We start from the raw sequence: 23,753 nt of genomic DNA on the forward strand, positions 1-23,753 counted from the left end.
GGGCGGGTGCACCGGTAGGGCCGGAGGCCCGGAGCCCGCGCCGCGTCATCCGTCGCCTCGCCGCGAAGGTACGCTCAGCGCATGGGTGTGCTCGTCGTGATCGCGCTCGTCGGTGAGGTGGTCGCGTGGATCACGTTCGTCGGCGGCGCCCTGTGCCTGCTCGCGTTCGCGTTCGCGCGCGTCGTCGACGGCACGTGGGAGCCCACCGAGGCGGTCGTCGCCGACGGGCCCGCGGGGCGGTGCGTGCGCTGGTTCGCCGGCGGCGAGTTCCACGAGCGGCCGCTCGACGAGGAGGAGCGCGAGCACGTCGAGCCCGGCGAGTCGCAGCGGGCGTACTACCGCCGACGCACGCCCGACCGGCTCCGCTTCGAGGCGGACTCGCCGATCCCGCGCCTGCTCGGCGGACTCGCCGCCATCCTGCTCTCGATCGGCCTCGTGGCGACGATCGTGTCGACCGTCGCCGGCCTCATGGAGTGACGCGCGCGCCGTGCGGCATCCGTCACTCGAGCGCGGCGAACCGCTCGATGTCGCCCTCGGTGCCCGACACGATGATGAGGTCGTGGTTGGACACCACGGTCTTCTCGGTCGCGTAGGTGAACGGCTTGCCCGGGCTCTTCACGCCGACGACCGTCACGTTGTGCCGCGACCGGACGCCCGACTCGGTGAGGTTCTTGCCCCGGATCGGCTTCGGCGGATACATCTTCACGAGCGCGAAGTCGTCGTCGAACTCGATGAAGTCGAGCATGCGGCCCGACACCAGGTGCGCGGTGCGCTCGCCCGCCTCCCGCTCGGGGTAGATGACGTGGCTCGCGCCGATGCGCTCGAGGATCTTGCCGTGCGACGTCGAGATCGCCTTCGCCCAGATCTGCGGGATCTTCAGGTCGACGAGGTTCGCCGTGATGAGCACGGATGCCTCGATCGACGAGCCGACCGCGCACACCGCGATCGAGAACTCCTGCGCGCCGATCTGCTTCAGCGCCTCGAGCGAGCGGGCGTCGGCCACGACCGCGTGCGTCACGCGCTCGGCCCACTTCTGCACGAGGGCCTCGTCGTCGTCGACGGCGAGCACCTCGCGACCGAGGCGGTCGAGCTGGCCGGCGGTGGCCGCCCCGAACCGGCCGAGTCCGATGACGAGCACGGGGGCGTCGTGCTTGATGCGATCAACCAACGATGGGCCTCTCTTCCGGTCGTTTGAACAGCTGGTGCTTCTGCTGCGCCGCGAGGGCGGCCGCGAGCGTGACGGTGCCCACGCGTCCCATGAACATGGTGACGGCCATGACGTACTTGCCCTCCGTGGGAAGGTCGCCGGTCAGTCCGGTGGAGAGACCGCAGGTCGCGAACGCCGAGATGACGTCGAACAGCACGAAGTCGAGCGGCGCCTTCGTGATCTGCACGATGATCACGGTCGACACGGCGACGATGCTCGCGCCCCACAGCACGACGCTCACCGCGAGGCGGAGCATGTCGCGGGGGATGCGGCGGCCGAACGCCTCCATCGCGGGAGCGCCCTTCGCCTCGGCGTACGCCGCCAGGAACAGCACGGCGAGCGTCGTCACCTTGATGCCGCCCGCGGTGGAGGCCGAGCCGCCGCCGACGAACATGAGCATGTCGGTCACGAGCAGGCTGGACCCGTAGAGGTCGGCCATGTCGATCGTCGCGAACCCGCCGGAGCGCGTCATCGTGGACATGAAGAACGCCTCGTACAGGGTCTTGCCGAAGCCGAACGAGCCGTAGGTCTTCGGGTTGTCGTACTCGAGCACGAGGAAGGTGAGCGCGCCGGCGACCCAGAGGATGGCGGTCGTCGTGAGCGTGAGCTTCACGTGCACGCTCCACCGGCGCGGGGTGCGCCACGTGCGCAGCAGCGCGAAGATCACGGGGAAGCCGAGGCTGCCGAGGAACACGTCGAGCATGAGCAGCGACTGGAACCAGTAGTCGTCGAAGAACTCGACCGGACCGAGCGGGTTCGGCGCGAAGCCGGTGTTGGTGAACGCGCTCACCGAGTAGTAGGCGGAGTACCAGACGCTCGTGCCGACGTCGTAGCCCTGGGCGAGCACGCTCGGGATCATGCCGAGCATGATCACCGCCTCGATGGCGAGGGTGCTGACGGCGACGGTCACGAGCAGGCCGCCGACCTCGCCGAGCCGGATCGCCTGGCTCTCGGAGACGGGGCCGGCGTGCGCGCGCGCCGCGTTCGTGTCGCTCGCCGCGATCAGCTTGGCGCGCAGGCCCAGCCGTCGCGAGATGACCAGGCCGAGGATCGAGGCCATGGTGAGCACGCCCATGCCGCCGATGTTCATGCCGATGAAGATCACCGCGTTGCCGAACGGGGACCAGTACGTCGCCATGTCGACGGTCGTGAGCCCCGTCACGCAGATGGTCGAGGTGGCGGTGAAGAAGGCGTCGGCGAGCGGCGTGGCGCTCGTCTCGCCCGCGCGCGCGATCGGCATCGACAGCAGCAGGGTCGTGATGAGCACGAGGCTCGCGAACACCAGGATGGCGAACCGGGCCGGGGACGAGCGCACGAGGGCGTCGATCGCGTCGCGGACGCCGCCGAGCCAGGAGCGGCGGCGGCCTCCTGGCGAGCGACGGGAGAGCCCACGGCGTCCCACCGGCTGCGCGGTCATCCGCCCTCCTCCGCTCGACGCGTGTGTCATGGTACTCCCCGTCGCGAATGACTACCCTTGACCCATGGCGGACATCTTCGACGTGGTGGCGGATCCCACCCGGCGCGACATCCTCGGGGTGCTCCTCGACCGCGAGACCTCGGTTCCCGAGTCCCACGGCGAGATCAGCGTCGGCGAGATCGTCACCGCGCTGGGCGTCAGCCAGCCGACGGTGTCCAAGCACCTCAAGGTGCTCCGCGAGTCCGGCCTGGTCTTCGTGCGCGAAGAGGGGCAGCACCGCTACTACCGGCTCGACCGCGGGCCGCTCGAGCGCCTCGAGGACTGGCTGATCCCGTTCGTGTCGACGGATGCCGCGGCCGATGCGGCCGCGCTCGCCGGGGTCGACGCCGCGATCGAGGCCGACCTCAACCACGAGCAGCGCGCCTTCGCGTCGGCGCTCGGCAAGGCGTTCGCCGACACCGCGCACCAGGTCACCGCGGTCGTGGCGGCGAAGAAGCGCCGCTAGCGCAGGCGCTTGGCCATCTCGAGCTCCAGCCCGCCGGGCTCCAGCTCGTACGGCCGGCTGTGACCGGTCAGCGCGAACCCGAGCTTCTCGTAGAACCGGCGCGCACGCGGGTTGTCCTCGTGGACCTCGAGCCGCAGCGTGTCCGACCGCTGCGCGGCCCAGTCCTCGATCTCGGCGAGCAGCGCCCGGGCGACGCCCCGGTCGTCGCCGCGCCGGTCGGGCGCGACGTACACGCCGACGAGGAGCGGGCCGGTCGCCTGGTCGGGCACGTAGCAGCCCATCGTGCCGACCCAGCGCTCGCCCTCGATCGCGACGAGGACCGTCTGGTTCGGTCCCTCGCCACGGCGCGCGCGCACGCGCCATTCCGCCTCGTCGTACCCGAGCGACCGCTCGAGCGTGTCGCCGTAGGCGAGGGGAGTGTCGCGCAGCATCTCGAGTCGGAGCGCGCGCACTGCGGGCCAGTCGTCTTCGCGCGTGGTGCGGATCACGAGTTCGGGTCGTGGCATCCCTCGACGGTAGCGGATGCCGCACCCCGGGCGACCCTCGAAATCGGCACCCCACCGGCGAATGGGCTAGACTACCGCGAGGCCTTTCGGCCCTCGGCTGCGGCACGCGCGGCCGACTCGGATCTTTGTGAGGTTTTCGTGGGTTCCGTCATCAAGAAGCGTCGCAAGCGCATGGCGAAGAAGAAGCACCGCAAGCTGCTTCGCAAGACGCGCCACCAGCGTCGCAACAAGAAGTAGGTCGCTCCGGCGACCGGCACGAAGCGCCAGGCCCCGGCCTGGCGCTTTTCGCTGCCCGGTCGCGGTGCGCGCGCCTCCTCCGTCCGTGCTGCTCGGCGTCCGTGCTCCTCGCCGGCGGACGTATCCTGAGCGCATGAGCGCCCCCGACATCCGCCTCACCCTCATCGGCAAGCCCGGATGCCACCTGTGCGACGACGCACGCGAGGTGGTCGCGTGCGTCCGGGAGGAGCTCGCCGCGACGCCCGGCGCACCCCGCACGACGCTCGACGAGCTCAGCATCATCGACGACGAGTCGTTGCGAGCGCGGTACGCCGAGGAGATCCCGGTGCTGCTCATCGACGGCGAGATGCACGCCTACTGGCGCCTCGATCCCGTGCGGCTCAAGACCGCGCTCCTCGCCCGCGGCTGATCCGCGGCCGTGCCGGCCGCGCGGCGCTAGCCTGCGGCATCCGTTCGCTCAAGGGGGTGACGGTGGCGGCCGCGTGGCGTTGACTTGCCGGATGACGACCACCGACGAGCTCGCCGCCGACCTGCCCGGCGTACCCGACCATGCCGACGTCATCGTCGTCGGCGCCGGCATCACCGGGCTCTCGACCGCGATCATGCTGCGCGACGCCGGCCGCCGCGTCGTCGTGCTCGAGCAGGACGTGCCGGGCGCGCTCGCGAGCGGCCGCAACACGGGCAAGGCGAGCCTGCTCCAGGGCACCCGGCTGTCCACGATCCGGCGCCACCACGCGGCGAGCCTCGTGCGGGCGTACGTGCAGGGCAACCGCGCCGGCCAGGACTGGCTGCGGCGCGCCTGCGAACGCGCGGGCGTCCCCGTGCGCGAGGCGACCGCGTACAGCTACGCCCAGTCGGTCGACGGGCTCGACGCCGTGGACGCCGAGGTGCGCGCCGGCCTCGAGGCGGGGCTCCCGGTGCGCCGCGTGCGCGACGTGGCCGACGACATCCCGTTCCCGTTCGCGGGCGCCGCAGCGCTCGACGGTCAGCTCGCGCTCGACCCGGCGGAGCTCATGCGGGGCCTCGCCGACCTGTTCGTCGCGTCGGGCGGGAACCTCGTCACGGGCATCCGCGTGCTGGGGGTCCGTGCGAGCGACCCCGTGCGCGTGCGCACCTCGGCGGGCGTGTTCACCGGCGGCGCGGTCGTCATCGCGACGGGCACGCCGATCCTCGACCGCGGCCTGTACTGGGCCAAGGCGGTCGGGGTCCGGTCGATGCTCGTCTCCTTCGAGCTCCCGGGGCTCGCGGACGCATCGTCCGGCGGCGGGAACGGCCTGCCCGACGGGCTGTACCTCTCCGTCGACGACCCCTCGCGCAGCATCCGCTATGCCGAGTGGGGCGGACGCACCCGGCTGATCGTCGGCGGCGGCGATCACCCCACCGGACGCGCCGACACGGCCGAGCTGCTCGACGAGCTCCTCGACTGGACGCGTGCGTGGTGGCCCGACGCCGGCGACCCCGACCACTGGGCCGCGCAGGACTACCACTCGCTCAACACGGTCCCGTTCGTCGGGCGGATGCCGCGCGGCCGCGGCCGCGTCTGGTTCGGCACCGGGTACGGCAAGTGGGGCCTCACCAACGGCGTCGCGGCCGGGATCCGGATCACCCACGAGATCCTCGGGGCGCGACGGCCCGACTGGGCCCACCGGATGGGCACCCGGCTGACCGCGCCGGCCGACGTCGCGACGGGTGCCATGGCGGGGCTCCGGACGGGCGTCGCCGCGGTGCGCGGCTGGGTCGGCGCGCTGCGCGCACCCGAGGCAGAGATCGCGCCGACGCCGCCCGAGGGCGCCGGCGGCATCGCGCGCCGCGGACTCCGGCCCGTGGGGATCTCGACGGTCGGCGGCGACACGTGCGAGGTCTCGGCCGTCTGCCCGCACCTCGGCGGAGTGCTGAACTGGAACGCGGCCGAATCGACCTGGGACTGCCCGCTCCACGCCTCGCGGTTCGACCACCGCGGACGCCGCATCGAGGGACCGGCGATCGCCGACCTCGCGCGCGCCGAGGCGGCGCCGCTCGAGGTCGTGCTGCGCGCCGCACGGTCGACCGCGACCGCCGAGCACGACGCCGGCGCGACGGAGCCGGCGGCGATCGGCGGCGCGGCGGCGACGGGCTGAGGCCTCAGGCGTCCCGCGCGCATCGGAAGCCGAGGTGCGTGGTCGACGAGTCCTCCGCCTGCGCCGACCGGGCCGCCGGCCGGTAGCGCAGGCAGTAGTCGGGCGAGCAGAGGTGCGAGCCGCCCTTGACGACCCGGCGCGGGATCCGCGAGCCCGGTTCCGCGCTCGCCGCGGCGGCCTCCGCCAGCAGGTCGTGTCGCTGGCCGCGCTCGACGCCGCCGCCCGGCTCGGCGCCCGGCACGACGTGGCGCGGGATCCAGTGGTCCGTCGTCCACTCCCACACGTTGCCGGTCACGTCGAGCAGGCCGTATCCGTTCGCGGGGAACGTGCCGACGGGCGAGGTGCCGCGCCATCCGCTCGCCCCGGTGTTGCGGTACGGGAAGTCGCCCTGCCACCGATTGACCATGAGCCGGCCGTCCGGCCGCTCCTCCTCGCCCCACGCGAAGCGGGCGCCGTCGAGCCCGCCGCGGGCCGCGAACTCGAACTCGGCCTCGGTCGGGAGCCGCCTGCCCGCCCATGCCGCGTACGCCAGCGCATCCTCGAGGGCCACGTGCACGACCGGGTGGTCCTGCCGGTCGTCGACGGTCGAGCCCGGCCCGAACGGATGCCGCCAGCTCGCGCCCTCGACCCACCGCCACCACTGCCGCCAGTCGCGCAGGTCGACCGGGCCGTGCGTCGGGGTGAACACGAGCGAGCCCGGGACCAGGTCGGCCGGTTCGGCACCGGGGAAGTCGGCGGGGTCCAGCTCGCGCTCGGCCACGGTGACGTACCCGGTCGCGTCGGCGAATCGGGCGAACTGCGCGTTCGTCACCGGGTGCACGTCGATCTCGAACGGATCCACGGCGCGCACGTGGACGGGGCCCTCCTCGGGCTGCTCGGCCGAGCCCATGCGGAAGGCGCCGCCCTCGAGCCGTACCATCCGGGTCGTCGTCGCGCCCACGACTCGACCCTACGCTCGGCGCCCGCCGAGTGTGCGCCGTACGCTGCCCGCGACTAGGGCAGCAGGCGCGTCGGGCCGCGGAAGAGGTACGTCGTCTCGCGGATGGAGTGCTCGTGCAGCATGAGCATCAGCAGGCGCGCGAGGCCCATGCCGAAGCCGCCGTGGGGAGGCACCCCGTAGCGGAAGAAGTCGAGGTAGAACTCGAGTTCCTCGGGCTCGAGGCCCTTCTCCCTCGCCTGCTCGACGAGCACGTCGATGCGGTGCTCGCGCTGCGCGCCCGTCGAGATCTCGACGCCGTTGTAGATGAGGTCGTACGAGTTCGTCAGCGACGGGTCGCCCTCGTGGCGCATGTGGTAGAACGGCCGGATGCTCGAAGCGTAGTCGGTGAGGAAGACGAACTCGTGCCCGAGCTCCTCCTTGACGTACTGCGAGATCTGGCGTTCGCCCTCGGGGTCCATGTCGGCGTCGGCGCGCGGCACGACGTAGCCGCGCTCGGCCACGATGCGCCTGGCTTCGGCGAGCGGGATGCGCGGGAACGGCGTGGACGGCACGGTCACCTCGACGCCGAAGAGCTCCTCGATCTCGGCGCCGTGCTTCTCCTTCACCGCGGTGAACCCGGCGACGAGGAGCTCCTCGTGCATCCGCATCACGTCCTCGTGCGAGTCGATCCAGCTCATCTCGGCGTCGATCGAGGTGAACTCGGTCGCGTGGCGCGACGTGAACGACGGGTCGGCGCGGAACGCGGGGCCCACCTCGAACACGCGGCCGAGGCCGGCGGGCTGCGCCATCTGCTTGAAGAACTGCGGGCTCTGCGCGAGGTAGGCCTTGCCCTCGAAGTACCCGAGCTCGAACAGCTCGGCCCGCGACTCGGACGCCGAGGCCATGAGCTTCGGCGTCTGGATCTCGACCCAGTCGCGCTCGACCCAGTAGGTGCGGAGGGCGTGCAGGAACGTGGTCTGCACGCGGAAGATGAGGTTCTGCTTCGGGTGGCGCAGGTCGAGGAAGCGCCAGTCCATCCGCTTGTCGAGGCTGGAGTCGGCCGCGATCGGCGTCTCCTCCGCCTCGGTCACGACGTCGAGCGACTCGATCTTGACCTCGAGCCCGCCGAGCTTCACGCGCTCGTCGTGCTTCAGGTGACCCGTGACCGTGATGAACGTGCCGTGGCCCAGCGCGGAGATCTGCTCGGTCAGCGCGAGCGCCTCGGCCGCGCCGACGCTGACGCCCTCGGGATCGAGCTCGCGGACCGCGGGGTTCACGAGCTGCACCGCCCCGGACTCGTCGCGCAGGATGATGAACTGCACCTTCTTCTGGTCGCGGACGGTCTCGACCCAGCCGGCGACGGTGACCGGCCCGTCGGGGAGGGCGGCGAGCTGCTTGACCAGGGTGCGCGTGTTCACGAGCGCCCATCCTACCGGCCGCGGTTTCGGCGTCCGACCGGCCCGCTTCCCGCCCTGCGCTCGCCTCTCGCCGCCCGCTTCGCGCCGGTCCTCCTGCCCGCCCTCCCGCCGAGTCGCCGGGAACCGACCGTCCCGTGCCGTCGTGGGTCGGTTTCCGGCGACTCGGCGACTCGGCGGGTGGCGGGCGCTCGGCGCTTTCCGAGGGAACCCCTTCGTAGACTGGAGGGCGTGCCGGCCGAGCAGATCCATCTCGTGCGCCATGGCGAGGTCTTCAACCCCCAGGGCGTGCTCTACGGTCGCCTCCCCGGGTTCGGCCTGAGCGACCTCGGGCACGCGATGGCCGAGGCCGCCGCCGTCGACCTCGTCGTGCGCAAGCGCCGCGTCGCCTCGCTCGTCTCGTCGCCGCTCCAGCGCACGCAGCAGTCCGCCGAGCCGATCGGCAAGGCCTTCTCGCTCGAGCCGACGCTCGACGAGCGCATCATCGAGCCGACCAACCGGTTCGAGGGCAAGCGGATGTCGGGGCGCGAGTCCGCGCTCCGCGACATCCGCAACTGGGCGTACCTCGCGAACCCGTGGGAGCCGAGCTGGGGCGAGCCGTTCCGTTCGATCGCCGACCGTATGCTCGCCGCGATGACGGATGCCGCCGAGGCGGTGGACGACGGCGACGTCGTGCTCGTCAGCCATCAGCTCCCGATCTGGATGGCGCACCGTCGCATCGCCGGGAAGTCGCTCGCGCACGACCCGCGCCGGCGCCGGTGCGCGCTGTCGAGCATCACCACGTTCGAGCGTCGCGGGCGCCGCTTCGTCGAGGTCGGGTACCGCGACCCCGCGGCCGGGCTCCAGGAGCAGGCGACCGACGTGGGGGCGGTGTGATGGCGGTGCGCCGGTTCTCCGCCGCGGTCGCAGTCGCCGCGGCATCCGTGCTCGTGCTCGCCGGCTGCTCGAGCGACCCGCTCGCCGAGCAGTACCGAGCGGGTGACAACAAGGGCTACATCGCCGGCGACGGCACCATCTCGGAGTTCCCCGCCGACCAGCGCGGCGAGCCGGTCGAGTTCGCCGGCGAGACCATCGACGGCGAGTCCATCGACTCGGCCGACCTCGCGGGCGAGGTCGTCGTCGTGAACTTCTGGTACGCGGGGTGCGCGCCGTGCCGCGCCGAGGCGCCGATGCTGCAGGAGGTCTCCGAGGAGTTCGACGGGGGCGGCGCCACGTTCGTGGGCGTGAACGTGCGCGACCAGGCCGCCACCGCGGCATCCTTCGAGGAGAACTACGGCATCACGTACCCGTCGATCATCGACGTCGACGACGGCGCGGTGCAGTACGCCTTCGCGGGCGACGTGCCCCCGGCGGCCGTGCCGACGACGCTCGTGCTCGACGCCGAGGGCCGCGTCGCGGCGCGCATCCTCGGGCAGCTGAAGGACGCGTCGATCCTGTCGACCATCGTCGGCGACCTCGTCGACGAGGCCGCGGCGGCGTAGCGGCGGCGACGGATGGACCTCGGCGAGATCGTCTTCAGCGGCCAGCTGCTCGCGGCCGTGCCGATCGCCGTCGCCGCGGGGCTCGTGTCGTTCCTGTCGCCGTGCGTGCTGCCGCTCGTTCCGGGCTACCTCGGCTACCTCGGCGGGTTCGCCGAGGCGAGCGCCGAGGTCGACGAGCAGCGTCGCGCCCGCCGCCGGCTGCTGCTCGGCGTCCTGCTGTTCATCGCCGGGTTCACGCTCGTGTTCCTCGTCTTCACGACGGCGTTCGGGGCGCTGGGCGCGTGGCTCGCGCGCTACTCCGACCTCATCATCCGCATCCTCGGCGTGGTGCTCATCGTGATGGGCCTCGTGTTCATCGGGCAGTTCACGTTCCTGCAGCGCACGATCAAGCCGTCGTGGCGCCCGGCCACCGGACTCGCCGGGGCGCCGCTGCTCGGCGTCGTGTTCGGCCTCGGCTGGACGCCGTGCATCGGCCCGACCCTCGCGGTGGTGCTCGCGCTCAGCGCCGACTCGGCGTCGGCGGGTCGCGGCGCCCTGCTCGGGCTCGCGTACTGCATCGGACTCGGCATCCCGTTCGTGCTCGTGGCGCTCGGGTTCGGGTGGGCGGCGAACGCCCTCTCGTTCGTGCGGCGCCACATCCGCGCCGTGAACATCATCGGCGGCGCCCTCCTCATCGTGATCGGCCTGCTGATGGTGTCGGGCCTCTGGACCATCTGGATGTACGAGTTGCAGGCGGTGATCAGTGGTTTCGTCCCGGCGATCTGAGGCTGAGCGAGCGGATGCCGCAGCCGCGCGCAGCGGCGGCGTCGATCCCCTGCGCCCGTCCGACTACGACGACGGCACGGCCGCCCCGGCGGACGCCGACCCCGCGGCATCCGCTGCCCGGAACCCGGACGGCGCCGTCACCGCCCCGAAGCTCGGGCCGACCGAGTGGCTGCGCTTCGCCTGGCGACAGCTCACGAGCATGCGCACCGCGCTGCTGCTCCTGCTGCTCCTCGCGATCGCGGCGATCCCCGGATCGCTCGTGCCGCAGCGCTCGAGCGACCCGAACGGCGTCGTGCAGTACTTCGCCGACAACCCCGACCTCGCGCCGGTGCTCGACTCGTTCCAGATGTTCGACGTGTACACGTCGGTGTGGTTCTCGGCGATCTACCTGCTGCTGTTCATCTCGCTCATCGGCTGCATCGTGCCGCGCACCAGGCACCACTTCCAGGCGCTGCGCGCGCGGCCGCCGAAGACGCCCGCGCGGCTCCGGCGGCTGCCGGCGTTCACCGAGCGCGTGCTGGTTCCTGCAGGTCGAGGAGCGGCGGAGCCGCGTCTTGAGACCCTGCCGGGAGAGGTGGCCTCGGCGGGCTCGACCCACGCCGTCGACGAGGCGGATGCCGCGATCGAGCGCGCCGCCGCGGAGCTCAGGCGCGCCGGCTACCGGGTCGAACGGTACGACGTGCGCGGGGTGCCATCCGTCTCGGGGGAACGCGGCTATCTGCGCGAGACCGGCAACCTCGTCTTCCACGCGGCACTCGTCGGGGTGCTGGTCGCCGTCGGCATCGGCGGCGGATTCGGGTTCTCGGGCCAGCGCGTGATCGTCGAGGGGCAGTCGTTCGTCAACACGCTCGCCGCGTACGACTCGTTCAACCCGGGCCGGTTCTTCGACGACCGGTCGCTCACGCCGTACCGGCTGACGCTCGACGAGCTCGAGGCCGTGTACGAGACCGAGAACCGCGATGCGCTCGGCCAGCCGATCGACTTCACCGCGCGCGTGACGATCGCGGGCGACGGCGAGGCGGTCGAGCGCGAGGTCAAGGTCAACGAGCCGCTGTACGAGTACGGCACCGACGTCTACCTGCTCGGCAACGGGTACGCCCCCACGATCACGGTTCGCGACGCCGACGGCGAGGTCGTGTTCACCGACTCGGTGCCGTTCCTCCCGCAGGATGCGAACCTCACGTCGATCGGCGTCGTCAAGGTGCCCGACGGCCTCGACGAGCAGGTCGGCATGGTCGGCTTCTTCTATCCCACGCAGACCACGCTGCCGTCGGGCGCGTTCACGTCGTCGTACCCCGACCTCGTGTTCCCGGTCCTGACGCTCAACGTCTTCCAGGGCGACCTGGGGATCGACGAGGGCACGCCGCGTTCGGTGTACCAGCTCGACACGAGCGGCATGGAGCAGCTCACGGGCGGGCAGACGGGCGTCGACTCGATCGAGCTGATGCCGGGCGAGTCGGCCGACCTGCCGAACGGGCTCGGCACGGTCGAGTTCGAGACCGCGACCCCGGATGCCGCGGCCGACGACTTCTCGCAGAGCGTGCCCCGCTTCGCCTCGTTCGACGTGCACCACGACCCGTCGCAGGGGTGGGTGCTCGCCTTCGCCGTGCTGATCCTCGGCGGGCTGCTGCTGTCGCTGTTCATCCCGCGCCGGCGCATGTGGGTCAAGGCCGTCGCGCGACCGGACGGCACGACCGTGCTCGAGTACGCCGGCCTCGCGCGCGGTGACGACCCCGGGCTCGACCGGGCGGTCGAGGAGTTCGCCGACGCGCACGGCGGCCCCGCCGCGACGCCCGCGCGAGCGGCATCCGACCCGGCTCCCCGGAGCCCCGAGAGTTCTTCGACGTAAGGTAGAACAGTGACGCTCGACGAGATCTCCATCCTCTCCGTGTACTCGGCCATGGCCGTGTACGCGCTCGCGTTCATCGCCTACTCGATCGACCTCGCGAAGCGGTCGGCGGCGTCCGCGCCGGCGGCCGGGGCGCAGGTCGCGTCGTCCCGTCCGGCGACGGCGGATGCCACGGCCTCCGCCGCGGGCGGCGGCTCGGTGCGGACCGCGGTGAAGGCGACGGCCACGGCGAAGGGGGCATCCCCTCGACCGCCGCGGGACGGCGCGGTCGACTACGGCCGCTCCGCGTCGCTCCGCGTCGCCGTCGCGCTGACGGTCATCGCGTGGGCGCTGCACCTGGTGGCGACCGTGCTGCGCGGCATCGCCGCCGAACGTGTGCCGTGGGCCAACATGTACGAGTTCGCGCTGACCGGGACCCTGGTCATCACGACGGTGTACCTGGTCGTCATCACGTTCTCGCGGAAGACCGACCTGCGATTCCTCGGCACGTTCATCACCGGGCTCGTGCTCGTGTCGCTCGGCGTCGCGACGGTCAACTTCTACGTGAGCGTCGTGCCGCTGCCGCCCGCGCTGCAGTCGTACTGGCTCGTGATCCACGTGTTCGTGGCGACCACGGCGGTCGGCTTCTTCGCGCTCGGCTTCGCTCTGTCGGTCGTCCAGCTCATGCAGGCCCGCCGCGAGGCGGTGGCGGCCACGGCGGACGCCGCGAAGAAGTCGTTCCTCGCGACGCTGCCCTCCGCGGCCTCGCTCGAGAACCTCGCGTACCGCATCAACATCATCGGCTTCATCCTCTGGACCTTCACGCTCATGGCCGGCGCGATCTGGGCCGAGAAGGCCTGGGGCCGCTACTGGGGCTGGGACACCAAGGAGGTGTGGACCTTCATCATCTGGGTGGTCTACGCCGGCTACATCCACGCCCGGGCGACGCGCGGATGGCGCGGCACCCGATCGGCGTGGCTCGCGATCATCGGCTTCTCGGCGGTGCTGTTCAACTTCACCGTGGTCAACCTGTTCTTCAAGGGCCTGCACGCCTACTCCGGCCTCTGATCCAGCACGTCGAGTGTTCCCGTTCGCGCCGAGTGATGCCGATGCGGCGGTCACACTCGGCGGGAACGGCAACATTCGCTGTGCCGCGTCCGCCGGGCTCTGATTCCCCCGGGTCGCGCACGGGTGGACCTGCGTCCGGTCGTGCCGCACACTGGAGGCATGTGGAAGTTCCTGAAGGCGATCAAGAACGGGGAGCACCGGGTCGCACCGATGACCTGGGCTGCCGCGGTCGCCGCGGTCGTCTACACGATCTCACCGGTCGACCTGATCCCCGAGCTCATGCTGGGCCCGCTCGGGATCGCCGACGACATCGGCCTCTGGGGCATCTTCGCCGTGCTCTTCATGCGCGAACAGCGGCGCTGGCAGTCGGGCCTCGCGTCCGAGTGAGAACCGACCCGGGTTCGTGAGGCGTCGACGCGCCGGCGGGCCCGAGGACCGGCGACGAGGCGCGCCTCGCTGGGCCTACGGTTGCGTCGGCGCGCGGCCGCGGGCACGATCGCTGCATGGGCCGGGAGCTGCTGGAACGGGACGCCGAACTCGACGCCCTGCGCTCCGCGGCACGTGACGCCGCCGACGGCGGGGGCCGGGTCGTGCTGCTCCACGGCGAGGCGGGCATCGGCAAGTCGAGCCTCGTGAACGCGCTGCGGGCCGACCCGCCCGACGGCGTTCGCGTGCTGCTCGGCGCGTGCGATGCGATGTCGACCCCCCGTCCGCTCGGACCGCTGCGCGACCTGACGTCGGTGGTGCGTCCGCAGTTGGGCGAGGCACTTCGCGGCGGCGATCGCGAGGAGGTGTTCGACGCGCTGCGGGACGAGCTCTCCGGCTCGCCCGCGACCGTGCTCGTCATCGAGGACGTGCACTGGGCCGACGAGGCCACGCTCGACGCCCTCCGCTTCATCGCCCGCCGCATCGGCGACCTCAGCGCGTCGCTCGTCCTGACGTACCGTGACGAGCTCGAGCGCGACCATCCGCTGAACCGGCTGCTCGGCGACCTCGGCCACGGCGACCGCGTCGATCGGATGGCACCCGGGCGGCTCTCCGCGAGCGCCGTCGGCGCCCTCACGGCGGGCAGCGGACTGGACGTCGGCCGCGTCGTCGCGCTCACCGAGGGGAACCCGTACTTCGTCAGCGAGATCGTGGCGTCGGCTGACGCGGCGCGCGTGCCGCCGACCGTGGTCGACGCCGTCACGGGCCGGCTCCGCCGGCTCGACGCCGCCACGCAGGACCACGTCGAGCAACTCGCGGTCGTACCGTCGCCGGTGGCTCCCGACCTGCTGGCGCGGCTCGTGCCCGGCGGCGCGGGAGCGGTCCGGGCCGCCGAGGAAGGCGGGCTCCTCGTGGTCGAGCCCGACGGAGTGCAGTTCCGCCACGAGCTCACGCGCCGAGCGGTGGTGGACGGCCTGCCCGCCTCCCGTCGCATCGAGCTGGAGCGTCGCGTGCTGATCGCCCTCCTCGCGGACGGGACCGCGGATCCGGCACGTCTCGTGCACCACGCTCGCGGTGCGGGCGACGTCGACGCCGTGGTGGAGTGGGCGCCGCGGGCGGGGCTCGAGGCCGCGGCATCCGGTGCCCATCGGCAGGCGCGCGCGCATTTCGCCCTAGCGCGGGAGCACGCAGACCGCTACCCGCCCGTCGACCGCGTCGAGCTCCTCGAGGCCTACGCGATCGAGTCGTACACCACCGACGCGGCCGCGGACTCCGTCGTCGCCCAGACCGAGGTCATCGCGCTCCGCCGCGAGCTCGGCGACGCGCAGCGGCTGGGCGCGAGCCTGCGATGGCTCTCGCGCTTCGAATGGTTCGCCGGACGGCGCTCCGCGGCCGAGGCCGCGGCCGCCGAGGCATCCGCCGTCCTCGTCGACGCCGGCGACCCCGGACTCTACGCGATGGCGCTCAGCAACGAGTCGCAGCTCGCCCTGCTCGCGCACGACACGGACCGCGCGATGGAACTCGCAGACCGGGCGATCGCGCTCGCCCGGCAGAGCGGCGCCACCGCCGTGCTCTCGCACGCGCTGAACAATCACGGAACGGCCCTGCTGTACCGGGCGGAGGACGACCGCGGGATCGGCGAACTCATCGAGGCGATGGAGGTGGCTCTCGCAGTCGACGACATCGAGGATGCCGCGCGCGCGTCGGTCAACCTCGTCTGGTCGCTGCTCGACCAGTTCCGGCTGGACCTCGCGGAGCTCCACCTCGCGCAGGCCCTCGAGATCTCCCAGCGATCCGAGTTCCTCGGCTTCGTCACCTATCAGCAGATGGAGCAGGCGCGACTCGACCTGGCGCGCGCCCGGTGGGATGACGCGCTCCTGCGCCTCGACCGGAGCATCGAGGCGCCGCACGCCAGGTGCGTCGCGCTCACCGTCGGTGGCACTGTGCGCATCCGGCGCGGCAACGACGGAGCCCTGGGCGAGGCGATGCTCGCCGAGGCCTGGCGAGTCGCCGAGCAGCTCGGCGAGCTGCAGCGTCGCGGACCCGTTGCCGCAGCCCTGGCGGAGGCGGCGCTGCTGCGGGGCGATCCTGCCGGCGCACGGGTCGTCGCGCGGCCGGTGTTCGAGGAGGCCGTCCGGCTGGAGGCGACGTCGCTCCGCGCCGAGCTCGGGTACATGCTGCACGCCGCCGGCGACGACGTCGACCTGCCGTCCGACGACCGGAACCCCTACGCCGTCCTCGCCCGCGGCGAGTGGAGACGGGCGGCGGAGGTGTTCCGGGCGGCCGGAGCCCCGTATCACGAGGCCGCCGCGCTCGCCGAGAGCCCGGATGAGGCCGACCTCGTCGAGGCGCTCGCGATCCTCGACGGGATCGGGGCCCTGCCGCTCGCCAGGATCGTTCGGGCGAGGCTCCGGCAGCGCGGATCCCGCAGCATCCCGCGGGGGCCGTCGACGGCGACGCGCCGGAACCCGGCGGGCCTCACCGCGAGGCAGGTCGACGTCCTGCGTCTGGTCGCCGAGGGACTCACGAACGCGGAGATCGCCGATCGACTCGTGCTCTCGGTGCGGACCGTGGACACCCACGTGGCGGCCCTGCTGGCCAAGCTGGGCGTCGCCAGTCGTCACGAGGCGGCGAGCATCGCGGCGGACGTGCTCGAACAGGCCGGGTGACCCGGCTCCCCTCGCACGCCCGCGGTCGGCTCGGCATCACCGCGCCGTGATGTCGGTAGCAGTGCCGCGCGATCTCGGTAGCGGTCGCTGACGCGACGCCCCGACCTCCGGTCGTAGAACGGATACAGGCCCGGTCAGGGCCGTGATCCGGACGGAGAGGAGGTGCGAGATGCTCGCAACGATGATCGCGATGACGCTGCTCGCCGCGTCGGCGGTCGCCGGCGCCGCCGTGCAGTTCCGGCGCGACGGCTACCGCCGGACGCCGACGTTCACCCGCTGAGACCCGACCTCGCCCACCACCGGACGCCTTCGACCAGGAGTCATCATGAACACCGCACTCATCACGCCGACCGCCTCGCCGGTGCGCCCCATCGGGCGCAGGACCGTGGCGGACCAGCTCCGCCACGTCCTCGCTCGGCTGCGCCGGGCTCGCCGCACCCGGCCGCTCGACCGGGACGAGGCGATCGCGCTCCACCGGCTCCGCCTGGATGCCGCTCGGCTGCGCGAGGAGCAGTTCCGCCGGGCCGCCTTCGCTCGCGTGCTGTGATCGCGCAAACGCTTGCGCCGCCGGCTTCCGGGCGCGGCCCCTGCGTCGAGCGTGACCATCCCGCCCTCCGATCACGCGCAGATCCGCGGTTTCTCGCGGCGGTCTCCGAGAACGACCGGCGGCAGACGCGGAATGCCGGCCGCCTCGCCGGCCCGGCGGCCCACCCCCGAGAAGGGCACGTCTCGACACGGGCACGCGAAGCGAGGCGCAACGAGTTGTAAACGCTTGCATTAAGCGGACCGTCGCGATAGCGTCGCACCCAATGTCGGTGGGCACGTCGTCGTGCCCGGGATTCGGGAGTCAAGGATGACGTATCGGGCGCGCGCTCGCAGCTGGTTGGCATTGGGGGTGACGGGCGCCGTCGCGGCATCCGTCCTCGCCGTCGTACCCGTCGGAGCGGCAGCCGAGGAGGGCGACACGTTCGCGCTCGTCGGCTCGCTGCAGAACGAGCTGGGATGTTCGGAGGACTGGCAGCCGAGCTGCGAGGCCACGCACCTGCTGCCGACCGACACCGCCGGCGTCTACGCGGCGGACTTCACCGTGCCGGCCGGCTCGTACGAGTACAAGGTCGCCGCCAACGACGCCTGGGACGACAGCTGGGGCCTCGACGGCGGCGACGGCAACATCCCGCTGACCGTCGCGGGCGACACCGACGTGCGCGTCGTCTTCGACGACAACCAGAAGCGCGTCGGACTCGAGCTGCTCAGCGCCCGCGGCGCGTACGACGAGCAGGCGGATGCCGCGCTCGTCGCCCCGCCCGTGCGTCAGCCCGGCAGCACCGAGAACTTCTACTTCGTCATGACCGACCGCTTCGCCAACGGCGACGAGACGAACGACACCGCGGGCATCGAGGGAGACCGGCTCGCCCACGGCTTCGACCCCACCGACAAGGGCTTCTACCACGGCGGCGACATCCAGGGCATCCGCGACAACCTCGACTACATCGCGGGCCTCGGGACGAGCGCGATCTGGTTCACGCCGAGCTTCAAGAACAAGCCCGTGCAGGGCGAGGGCGCGAACGCCTCCGCCGGCTACCACGGCTACTGGATCACCGACTTCACGCAGATCGACCCCCACCTCGGCACCAACGCCGAGCTCGAGGCGCTGATCGCCGAGGCGCACGCCAAGGGCATCAAGGTCTACTTCGACATCATCACCAACCACACGGCCGACGTGATCTCGTACGAGGAGGGCCAGTACTCGTACATCGACAAGGCCACGAGCCCGTACCGCGACGCAGCGGGCAACGTCTTCGACCCGAGCACGATCGCGGGCAGCCCCGACTTCCCGGCGCTCGACCCGGCGACGAGCTTCCCCTATACGCCGACCGTCGCGGCCGAGGAGGCCGACGTGAAGGTGCCGGCGTGGCTCAACGACCCGACGCTGTACCACAACCGCGGCGACTCGACCTGGTCGGGCGAGTCGGTCACGTTCGGCGACTTCGTCGGCCTCGACGACCTCATGACCGAGCACCCCACCGTGGTCGACGGCTTCATCGACGTCTACCAGGACTGGGTCGACCTCGGCATCGACGGATTCCGCATCGACACCGCCAAGCACGTGAACTTCGAGTTCTGGGAGGAGTGGTCGACCGAGGTCCTCGACTACGCGCACGCGCAGGGCAAGCCCGACTTCTTCATGTTCGGCGAGGTCTACGACGCCGACCCGGTGAAGCTCTCGCCGTACGTGCGCAAGACCGACATGAACTCGGTGCTCGACTTCACGTTCCAGTCGCAGGCCGTCTCGTTCGCGGCCGGCAACTCGGCGAAGAACCTGCAGTCGCTGTTCGCGGGCGACGACTACTACACGACGCCCGACTCGTCGGCGACGGCCCTGCCGACCTTCCTCGGCAACCACGACATGGGCCGCATCGGCTACTTCCTCGCCAACTCCGGCGACACCGCGGTGCAGCGCAACGAGCTCGCGCACGAGCTCATGTACCTCACGCGCGGCCAGCCCGTCGTCTACTACGGCGACGAGCAGGGCTTCGCCGGCGCCGGCGGTGACAAGGACGCCCGCCAGACCCTCTTCGCGAGCGAGGTCGACGAGTACGTGAACCAGCCGCTCGTCACGGGTGAGACGGCCGGGAGCGTCGACCGCTACGACACCGACGCCCCGCTCTACACGCACATCGCCGCGCTCGCCGAGCTGCGCGAGGCCCACCCGGCGCTCGAGCAGGGCGCGCAGGTCGAGCGCTTCGTCTCCGACGGCGCGGGCGTGTACGCGTTCAGCCGCGTCGACCGCGACGAGAAGGTCGAGTACCTGGTCGCCGTGAACAACGCGAACGAGGCGAAGACCGTGGACGTGTCCACCCTCACCGCGGACGGCGCCTTCGAGGTGCTCTACGGCGGCGGCGACGCCGTCACGGCGAACGGCGACGGCGTGGCATCCGTCACCGTGCCGGCGCTCGGCGCCGTGGTGTGGAAGGCCGACCGCGAGGTGACCGCCCCCGAGGCGGCCTCCGCCATCGCCGTCGACGTGCCCGCCGCGGGCGCCGGCGTCACCGGCGTCACGCCGGTCTCGGCCGACGTCGCCGACTCGACGTGGCAGGAGACGAGCTTCGCCTGGCGCGTCGCCGGCTCCGGCGAGTGGACCCCGCTCGGCACCGCCGAGGACACCACGCCTCGCGTCTACCACGACACCGCAGGGCTCGCGAACGGCACGCTCGTCGAGTACCGGGCCGTGTCGACGGATGCCGCGGGCAACCGCGCCGCTGCATCGACCTACGCCTCGGTCGGCAACGCCGTGAACCTCGTCGTCGAGGAGGAACCCGAGCCGGAGATCGGCCTGGTCACCGTGCCCGGCAGCCACAACTCCGAGATGGGCTGCCCCGGCGACTGGCAGCCCGGCTGCGAGGCCGCGAAGCTGACCAAGCGCGCCGACGGCATCTACGCCGGCACGTTCGAGGTCCCGGCCGGCTCGTACGAGTACAAGGTCGCGATCAACGGCAGCTGGGCGCTGAACTACGGCGCCAACGGCGTGCAGGACGGCCCGAACGTCACCTACACCACCGAGGGCGGGCCCATCACCTTCTACTGGGACCCGCGCACCAACATCGTCTCGTCGACGGCCGAGGGCCCCGTCGTCACGCTGCCCGGCAGCCTGCAGTCGGAGCTCGGCTGCCCCGGCGACTGGCAGCCGGACTGCATGGTCACCTTCGCGCAGGACGGCGACAAGGACGGCATCTACGAGTTCTCGACCGACGGGCTGCCCGCCGGCTCCTACGAGGTGAAGGTCGCACACGGCCTCTCGTGGGATGAGAACTACGGTGCTGACGGCGTCCGCAACGGCGGCAACATCTCGTTCGTCGTCGCCGAGGACGGCGAGTTCGTCACCTTCCGCTACACGCTCGAGACCCACGTGCTCGAGATCGTGGTGGCCGACCCGCCGCTCGCCGGCACCGGCCAGCAGCGCGCCTACTGGCTCGACGCCGAGACGCTGGCGTGGCCGGCGTCGCTCCCGGGCGGCGCGAACGCGGCCGACCTCGGCTACACGCTCGAGTACGCGGCCGAGGGCGGCCTGGGCGACGCCGACGGCGCCGTCACCGGCGCCGACCGGTCCGTCGAGCTCGAGTTCGATCCCGCCGGCATCGGCGAGGAGCTCGCGGCGACCTTCCCGCACCTGGCCGGATACGTCGCACTGCGACCCGTCGGCCTCGACCGCGAGGCGATCGCCGAGCTCGTCACCGGCGAGCTGCAGGTCGCCCAGCGCGACGGCGACGCCCTCACGGCGATGACCGGGGTGCAGCTGCCGGGCGTGCTCGACGACCTCTACGCCGAGGCCGTGGCATCCGCGTCGCTCGGCGCCTCGTTCGACGGCGGCGAGCCCACGCTCACGGTGTGGGCGCCGACCGCGAAGTCGGTCTCGGCGCAGGTCTGGGCCGAGGGCGCCACGGGCGACCCCGAGGTCGTGCCGGCCGAGTTCGACGCCGAGTCGGGCGCCTGGTCGGTCGCCGACGGCGTTGAGGTCGGCGACGAGTACCGCTGGCTGATCGACGTCTACGCACCCACCACGGGACAGGTCGAGCAGAACTCGGTGACCGACCCCTACTCGGTCGCGCTCACCGTGAACTCGACGCGCACCGTGGTCGTCGACCTCGACGACCCGACGCTCGAGCCCGAGCTGTGGGCCGAGACGCCCGCGCCGGCCGTCGAGCGCCAGGTCGACCGCGCGATCACCGAGCTGCACGTCCGCGACTTCTCGATCACCGACGAGACGGTGCCCGAGGCCGAGCGCGGCACCTACCGGGCGTTCACGCGCAACAGCGCCGGGACCGCGCAGCTGCGCGAGCTCGCCGCGGCGGGCATCAACACGGTGCACCTGCTGCCCACGTTCGACATCGCGACCATCGAGGAGCGCCGCGATCAGCAGGCGACCCCCGACTGCGACCTCGAGTCGTTCGGCCCGGCCTCGCCGGAGCAGCAGGCGTGCATCGAGGAGATCCGCGACCTCGACGGCTTCAACTGGGGGTACGACCCGTACCACTTCCAGGCGCCCGAGGGCTCCTACGCGGTCGACCCCGAGGGCGGCGCCCGCGTCGCCGAGTTCCGCGAGATGGTCGGCGCGCTGCACGCCACGGGCCTCCAGGTCGTGCTCGACGAGGTGTACAACCACACCGCGCAGTCGGGCCAGGGCGAGAAGTCGGTGCTCGACAAGGTCGTGCCCGGGTACTACCACCGCCTGAACGCCACCGGCGGGGTCGAGACCTCGACCTGCTGCCAGAACGTCGCGACCGAGCACGAGGTCGCCCAGAAGCTCATGGTCGACTCGACCGTGCTCTGGGTGAAGGAGTACAAGGTCGACGGCTTCCGGTTCGACCTGATGGGCCACCACTCGAAGGCGAACATGCTGGCGATCCGCGCCGCGCTCGACGAGCTCACGCTCGAGGAGGACGGCGTCGACGGGTCGAAGGTGTTCCTCTACGGCGAGGGCTGGAACTTCGGCGAGGTCGCGGACAACGCCCGGTTCGTGCAGGCCACGCAGGGCCAGCTCGGCGGCACGGGCATCGCCACCTTCAACGACCGTCTCCGCGACGGCGTGCACGGCGGCAGCCCGGTGGCGGGCGACTCGAAGTACGAGCAGGGCTTCGGCACCGGGCTCGCGGGCGAGCCGAACGGCAAGCCCACTCGGCCCGCCGATCAGGTCCGCGACCTCGGCGAGCAGACCGACCTGGTGAAGATCGGCCTGGCAGGCAACCTGCGCGACTTCCAGTTCACCGGCCACGACGGGGTGCTGAAGTCCGGCGCCGAGGTCGACTACAACGGGGCGCCGGCGGGGTACGCCGACCACCCCGAGGAGGTCATCAACTACGTCGATGCGCACGACAACGAGACGCTGTTCGACCTCGGCGTGCTGAAGCTGCCGCAGGAGACCTCGATGGCCGACCGCGTCCGCATGAACACGCTGTCGCTCGCGACCGTGACGTTCTCGCAGTCCCCGTCGTTCTGGCACGCCGGCACGGAGCTGCTGCGTTCGAAGTCGCTCGACCGCAACAGCTACAACTCGGGCGACTGGTTCAACCGGATCGACTGGACCGGCCAGGAGTCGACCTTCGGGTCGGGCCTGCCGATGAAGTCCGACAACGAGGACCACTGGCCGACCATGACGGAGCTGCTCGCCGACGAGTCGCTGAAGCCGACCGCGGAGGACATCGCCTCCGCCGAGGTCGCCGCGCTCGACCTGCTGCGCGTGCGCGACAGCGTCGACCTGCTCAAGCTGGGCGAGCCCGAGCTCATCCGGCAGAAGGTGTCGTTCCCGAACAGCGGGGCGGATGCCACCGACGGGCTCATCGTGATGCTCATCGACGACCTGCTGGGTGAGGACGTCGACCCCGAGCTCGAGGGCGCCCTGGTGGTGTTCAACGCCTCGCCCGAGGCGATCACCGAGGACATCGACGGGCTGGCGGGCCGCGACTTCAAGCTCGCGAAGCCGCTCCAGACGGGCGTCGACGAGGTCGTCAAGGAGACGAAGTGGAAGTCGAAGACCGGGACGCTCACGATCCCGGCACGCACGGCCGCGGTGCTCGTCGACGACCAGAAGGTCACCGGTCCGGCGAAGGGCGACGGCAAGGGCAACGGCAACGGCAAGGGCGGCGGCAAGTCCGCCGCCGGCACGACCGCGACGACGGATGCCGCGGCACCGCTCGTCCGCCTCGACGCCGCATCGGTGAAGGTCGGGTCCACCCTCGCGGTGTCCGGCGCGGGCTTCGCCGAGGGCGAGCTCGTGCAGGTCTGGCTCGAGTCGACGCCGACCCTCATGGAGGCCCAGCCGGCAGGCGCCGACGGCACGGTGGCATTCGAGATCGCGGTGCCCGAGGGCACCGAGCTGGGCGACCACCACATCCGGTTGATCGGCATCGCCTCGGGCACCGAAGCGGTCGCGGAGCTCACTGCGGTGAACGCGCTCGGGCTCACGGGCCTGCAGTCGGGCCTCGCCGGGTTCCTCGCGATCGCGCTCCTGGCGGTCGGCCTGATGCTCGCCGCGCCCCGCGTGCGGCGACTGCGCGGCACGGCCTGACGCGGCCGGGCGGGGCGGGTGTGCGCCGCTCCGCCCGGACCGCAGGGTCCGGGGGGGGGGGGTATTCTCCCCGGGGGTAACCCCCCTCACATCACAACGACCCCCCTGTTCCCCCCCCCCCCCATGGGCG

19 protein-coding genes are annotated in these 23,753 nt (G+C 71.9%); 14 read left to right on the forward strand and 5 right to left on the reverse strand.

Annotated features, from left to right (window positions below; translation table 11 throughout):
* The first annotated feature begins 81 nt into the window (after nucleotides 1–81).
* Nucleotides 82–477 carry a hypothetical protein gene (locus WBQ80_RS12760; protein WP_336572165.1) on the forward strand — a complete coding sequence of 132 codons (396 nt, stop codon included), beginning with the start codon at nucleotides 82–84 and terminating at the stop codon, nucleotides 475–477.
* A 22-nt stretch (nucleotides 478–499) separates the two neighbouring features.
* On the opposite strand, the gene WBQ80_RS12765 is transcribed toward WBQ80_RS12760, so the two are convergent.
* Together WBQ80_RS12765 and WBQ80_RS12770 are read right to left on the reverse strand one after the other, a co-directional pair.
* On the reverse strand, nucleotides 500–1,168 hold the full coding sequence (locus tag WBQ80_RS12765; RefSeq protein ID WP_336572164.1) for a potassium channel family protein: 669 nt from the start codon (nucleotides 1,166–1,168) through the stop codon (nucleotides 500–502).
* Complete coding sequence (locus WBQ80_RS12770) at nucleotides 1,161–2,624, reverse strand: TrkH family potassium uptake protein (RefSeq protein WP_336572163.1); 1,464 nt, start codon at nucleotides 2,622–2,624, stop codon at nucleotides 1,161–1,163. The genes WBQ80_RS12765 and WBQ80_RS12770 overlap by 8 nt, the downstream gene beginning before the upstream one ends.
* A gap of 64 nt (nucleotides 2,625–2,688) precedes the next feature.
* On the opposite strand from WBQ80_RS12770, the gene WBQ80_RS12775 reads away from it, so the two are divergent.
* Entirely contained in the window at nucleotides 2,689–3,129 is a 441-nt protein-coding gene (locus tag WBQ80_RS12775) for an ArsR/SmtB family transcription factor (RefSeq protein ID WP_336572162.1), read from the forward strand.
* Here WBQ80_RS12775 and WBQ80_RS12780 read toward each other — a convergent pair.
* Nucleotides 3,126–3,635 (reverse strand): GNAT family N-acetyltransferase, encoded by a 510-nt coding sequence (locus tag WBQ80_RS12780; RefSeq protein WP_336572161.1) that lies wholly within the window; start codon nucleotides 3,633–3,635, stop codon nucleotides 3,126–3,128. The two genes, WBQ80_RS12775 and WBQ80_RS12780, sit on opposite strands and share 4 nt — an antisense overlap.
* 138 nt (nucleotides 3,636–3,773) lie before the next feature.
* Here WBQ80_RS12780 and WBQ80_RS12785 point away from each other — a divergent pair, with 138 nt between their 5' ends.
* The 3 genes from WBQ80_RS12785 (at nucleotide 3,774) to WBQ80_RS12795 (ending at nucleotide 5,989) form a co-directional block, all read left to right on the forward strand.
* Nucleotides 3,774–3,872 (forward strand): 30S ribosomal protein bS22, encoded by a 99-nt coding sequence (locus WBQ80_RS12785; RefSeq protein ID WP_003792170.1) that lies wholly within the window; start codon nucleotides 3,774–3,776, stop codon nucleotides 3,870–3,872.
* A gap of 133 nt (nucleotides 3,873–4,005) precedes the next feature.
* Entirely contained in the window at nucleotides 4,006–4,281 is a 276-nt protein-coding gene (locus WBQ80_RS12790; RefSeq protein ID WP_336572160.1) for a glutaredoxin family protein, read from the forward strand.
* A gap of 91 nt (nucleotides 4,282–4,372) precedes the next feature.
* The gene (locus tag WBQ80_RS12795; protein ID WP_336572159.1) at nucleotides 4,373–5,989 is read left to right on the forward strand and encodes an FAD-dependent oxidoreductase; all 1,617 of its coding nucleotides are present in this window, start codon (nucleotides 4,373–4,375) and stop codon (nucleotides 5,987–5,989) included.
* A gap of 4 nt (nucleotides 5,990–5,993) precedes the next feature.
* Here the strand turns inward: WBQ80_RS12795 and WBQ80_RS12800 are convergent, their stop codons facing one another.
* Complete coding sequence (locus WBQ80_RS12800; protein ID WP_336572204.1) at nucleotides 5,994–6,908, reverse strand: formylglycine-generating enzyme family protein; 915 nt, start codon at nucleotides 6,906–6,908, stop codon at nucleotides 5,994–5,996.
* A gap of 74 nt (nucleotides 6,909–6,982) precedes the next feature.
* Complete coding sequence (aspS, locus tag WBQ80_RS12805; protein ID WP_336572158.1) at nucleotides 6,983–8,326, reverse strand: aspartate--tRNA(Asn) ligase; 1,344 nt, start codon at nucleotides 8,324–8,326, stop codon at nucleotides 6,983–6,985.
* A gap of 228 nt (nucleotides 8,327–8,554) precedes the next feature.
* Here aspS and WBQ80_RS12810 point away from each other — a divergent pair, with 228 nt between their 5' ends.
* From WBQ80_RS12810 to pulA, 9 genes are all read left to right on the forward strand, one after another.
* Nucleotides 8,555–9,199, forward strand: a complete 645-nt coding sequence (locus WBQ80_RS12810) for a histidine phosphatase family protein (protein ID WP_336572157.1) — start codon at nucleotides 8,555–8,557, stop codon at nucleotides 9,197–9,199.
* Entirely contained in the window at nucleotides 9,199–9,804 is a 606-nt protein-coding gene (locus WBQ80_RS12815; RefSeq protein ID WP_336572156.1) for a TlpA family protein disulfide reductase, read from the forward strand. Before WBQ80_RS12810 ends, WBQ80_RS12815 begins: the two co-directional genes overlap by 1 nt.
* Nucleotides 9,805–9,816: 12 nt before the next feature.
* Nucleotides 9,817–10,569: a cytochrome c biogenesis CcdA family protein gene (locus tag WBQ80_RS12820; protein ID WP_336572155.1), complete on the forward strand. Its 753-nt coding sequence runs from the start codon at nucleotides 9,817–9,819 to the stop codon at nucleotides 10,567–10,569.
* Between the two features lie 49 nt (nucleotides 10,570–10,618).
* A complete protein-coding gene (gene resB, locus WBQ80_RS12825) occupies nucleotides 10,619–12,418 on the forward strand; it encodes a cytochrome c biogenesis protein ResB (protein WP_442892701.1) in 1,800 nt (599 codons plus the stop codon).
* A gap of 51 nt (nucleotides 12,419–12,469) precedes the next feature.
* Nucleotides 12,470–13,465 (forward strand): c-type cytochrome biogenesis protein CcsB, encoded by a 996-nt coding sequence (gene ccsB / locus WBQ80_RS12830; RefSeq protein WP_336572203.1) that lies wholly within the window; start codon nucleotides 12,470–12,472, stop codon nucleotides 13,463–13,465.
* Between the two features lie 159 nt (nucleotides 13,466–13,624).
* Nucleotides 13,625–13,852, forward strand: coding sequence for a YkvA family protein (locus tag WBQ80_RS12835; protein WP_336572153.1), 228 nt, complete (start codon nucleotides 13,625–13,627; stop codon nucleotides 13,850–13,852).
* Between the two features lie 116 nt (nucleotides 13,853–13,968).
* Nucleotides 13,969–16,560, forward strand: a complete 2,592-nt coding sequence (locus WBQ80_RS12840) for an ATP-binding protein (protein WP_336572152.1) — start codon at nucleotides 13,969–13,971, stop codon at nucleotides 16,558–16,560.
* Nucleotides 16,561–16,885: 325 nt separating this feature from the next.
* On the forward strand, nucleotides 16,886–17,107 hold the full coding sequence (locus tag WBQ80_RS12845; protein ID WP_336572151.1) for a hypothetical protein: 222 nt from the start codon (nucleotides 16,886–16,888) through the stop codon (nucleotides 17,105–17,107).
* A 306-nt stretch (nucleotides 17,108–17,413) separates the two neighbouring features.
* The gene (gene pulA, locus WBQ80_RS12850; protein WP_442893188.1) at nucleotides 17,414–23,623 is read left to right on the forward strand and encodes a pullulanase-type alpha-1,6-glucosidase; all 6,210 of its coding nucleotides are present in this window, start codon (nucleotides 17,414–17,416) and stop codon (nucleotides 23,621–23,623) included.
* The last annotated feature ends 130 nt before the right edge of the window (nucleotides 23,624–23,753 follow it).

This window comes from Agromyces sp. CCNWLW213, assembly GCF_037199545.1.
In the GTDB taxonomy this organism is placed as follows: domain Bacteria; phylum Actinomycetota; class Actinomycetes; order Actinomycetales; family Microbacteriaceae; genus Agromyces.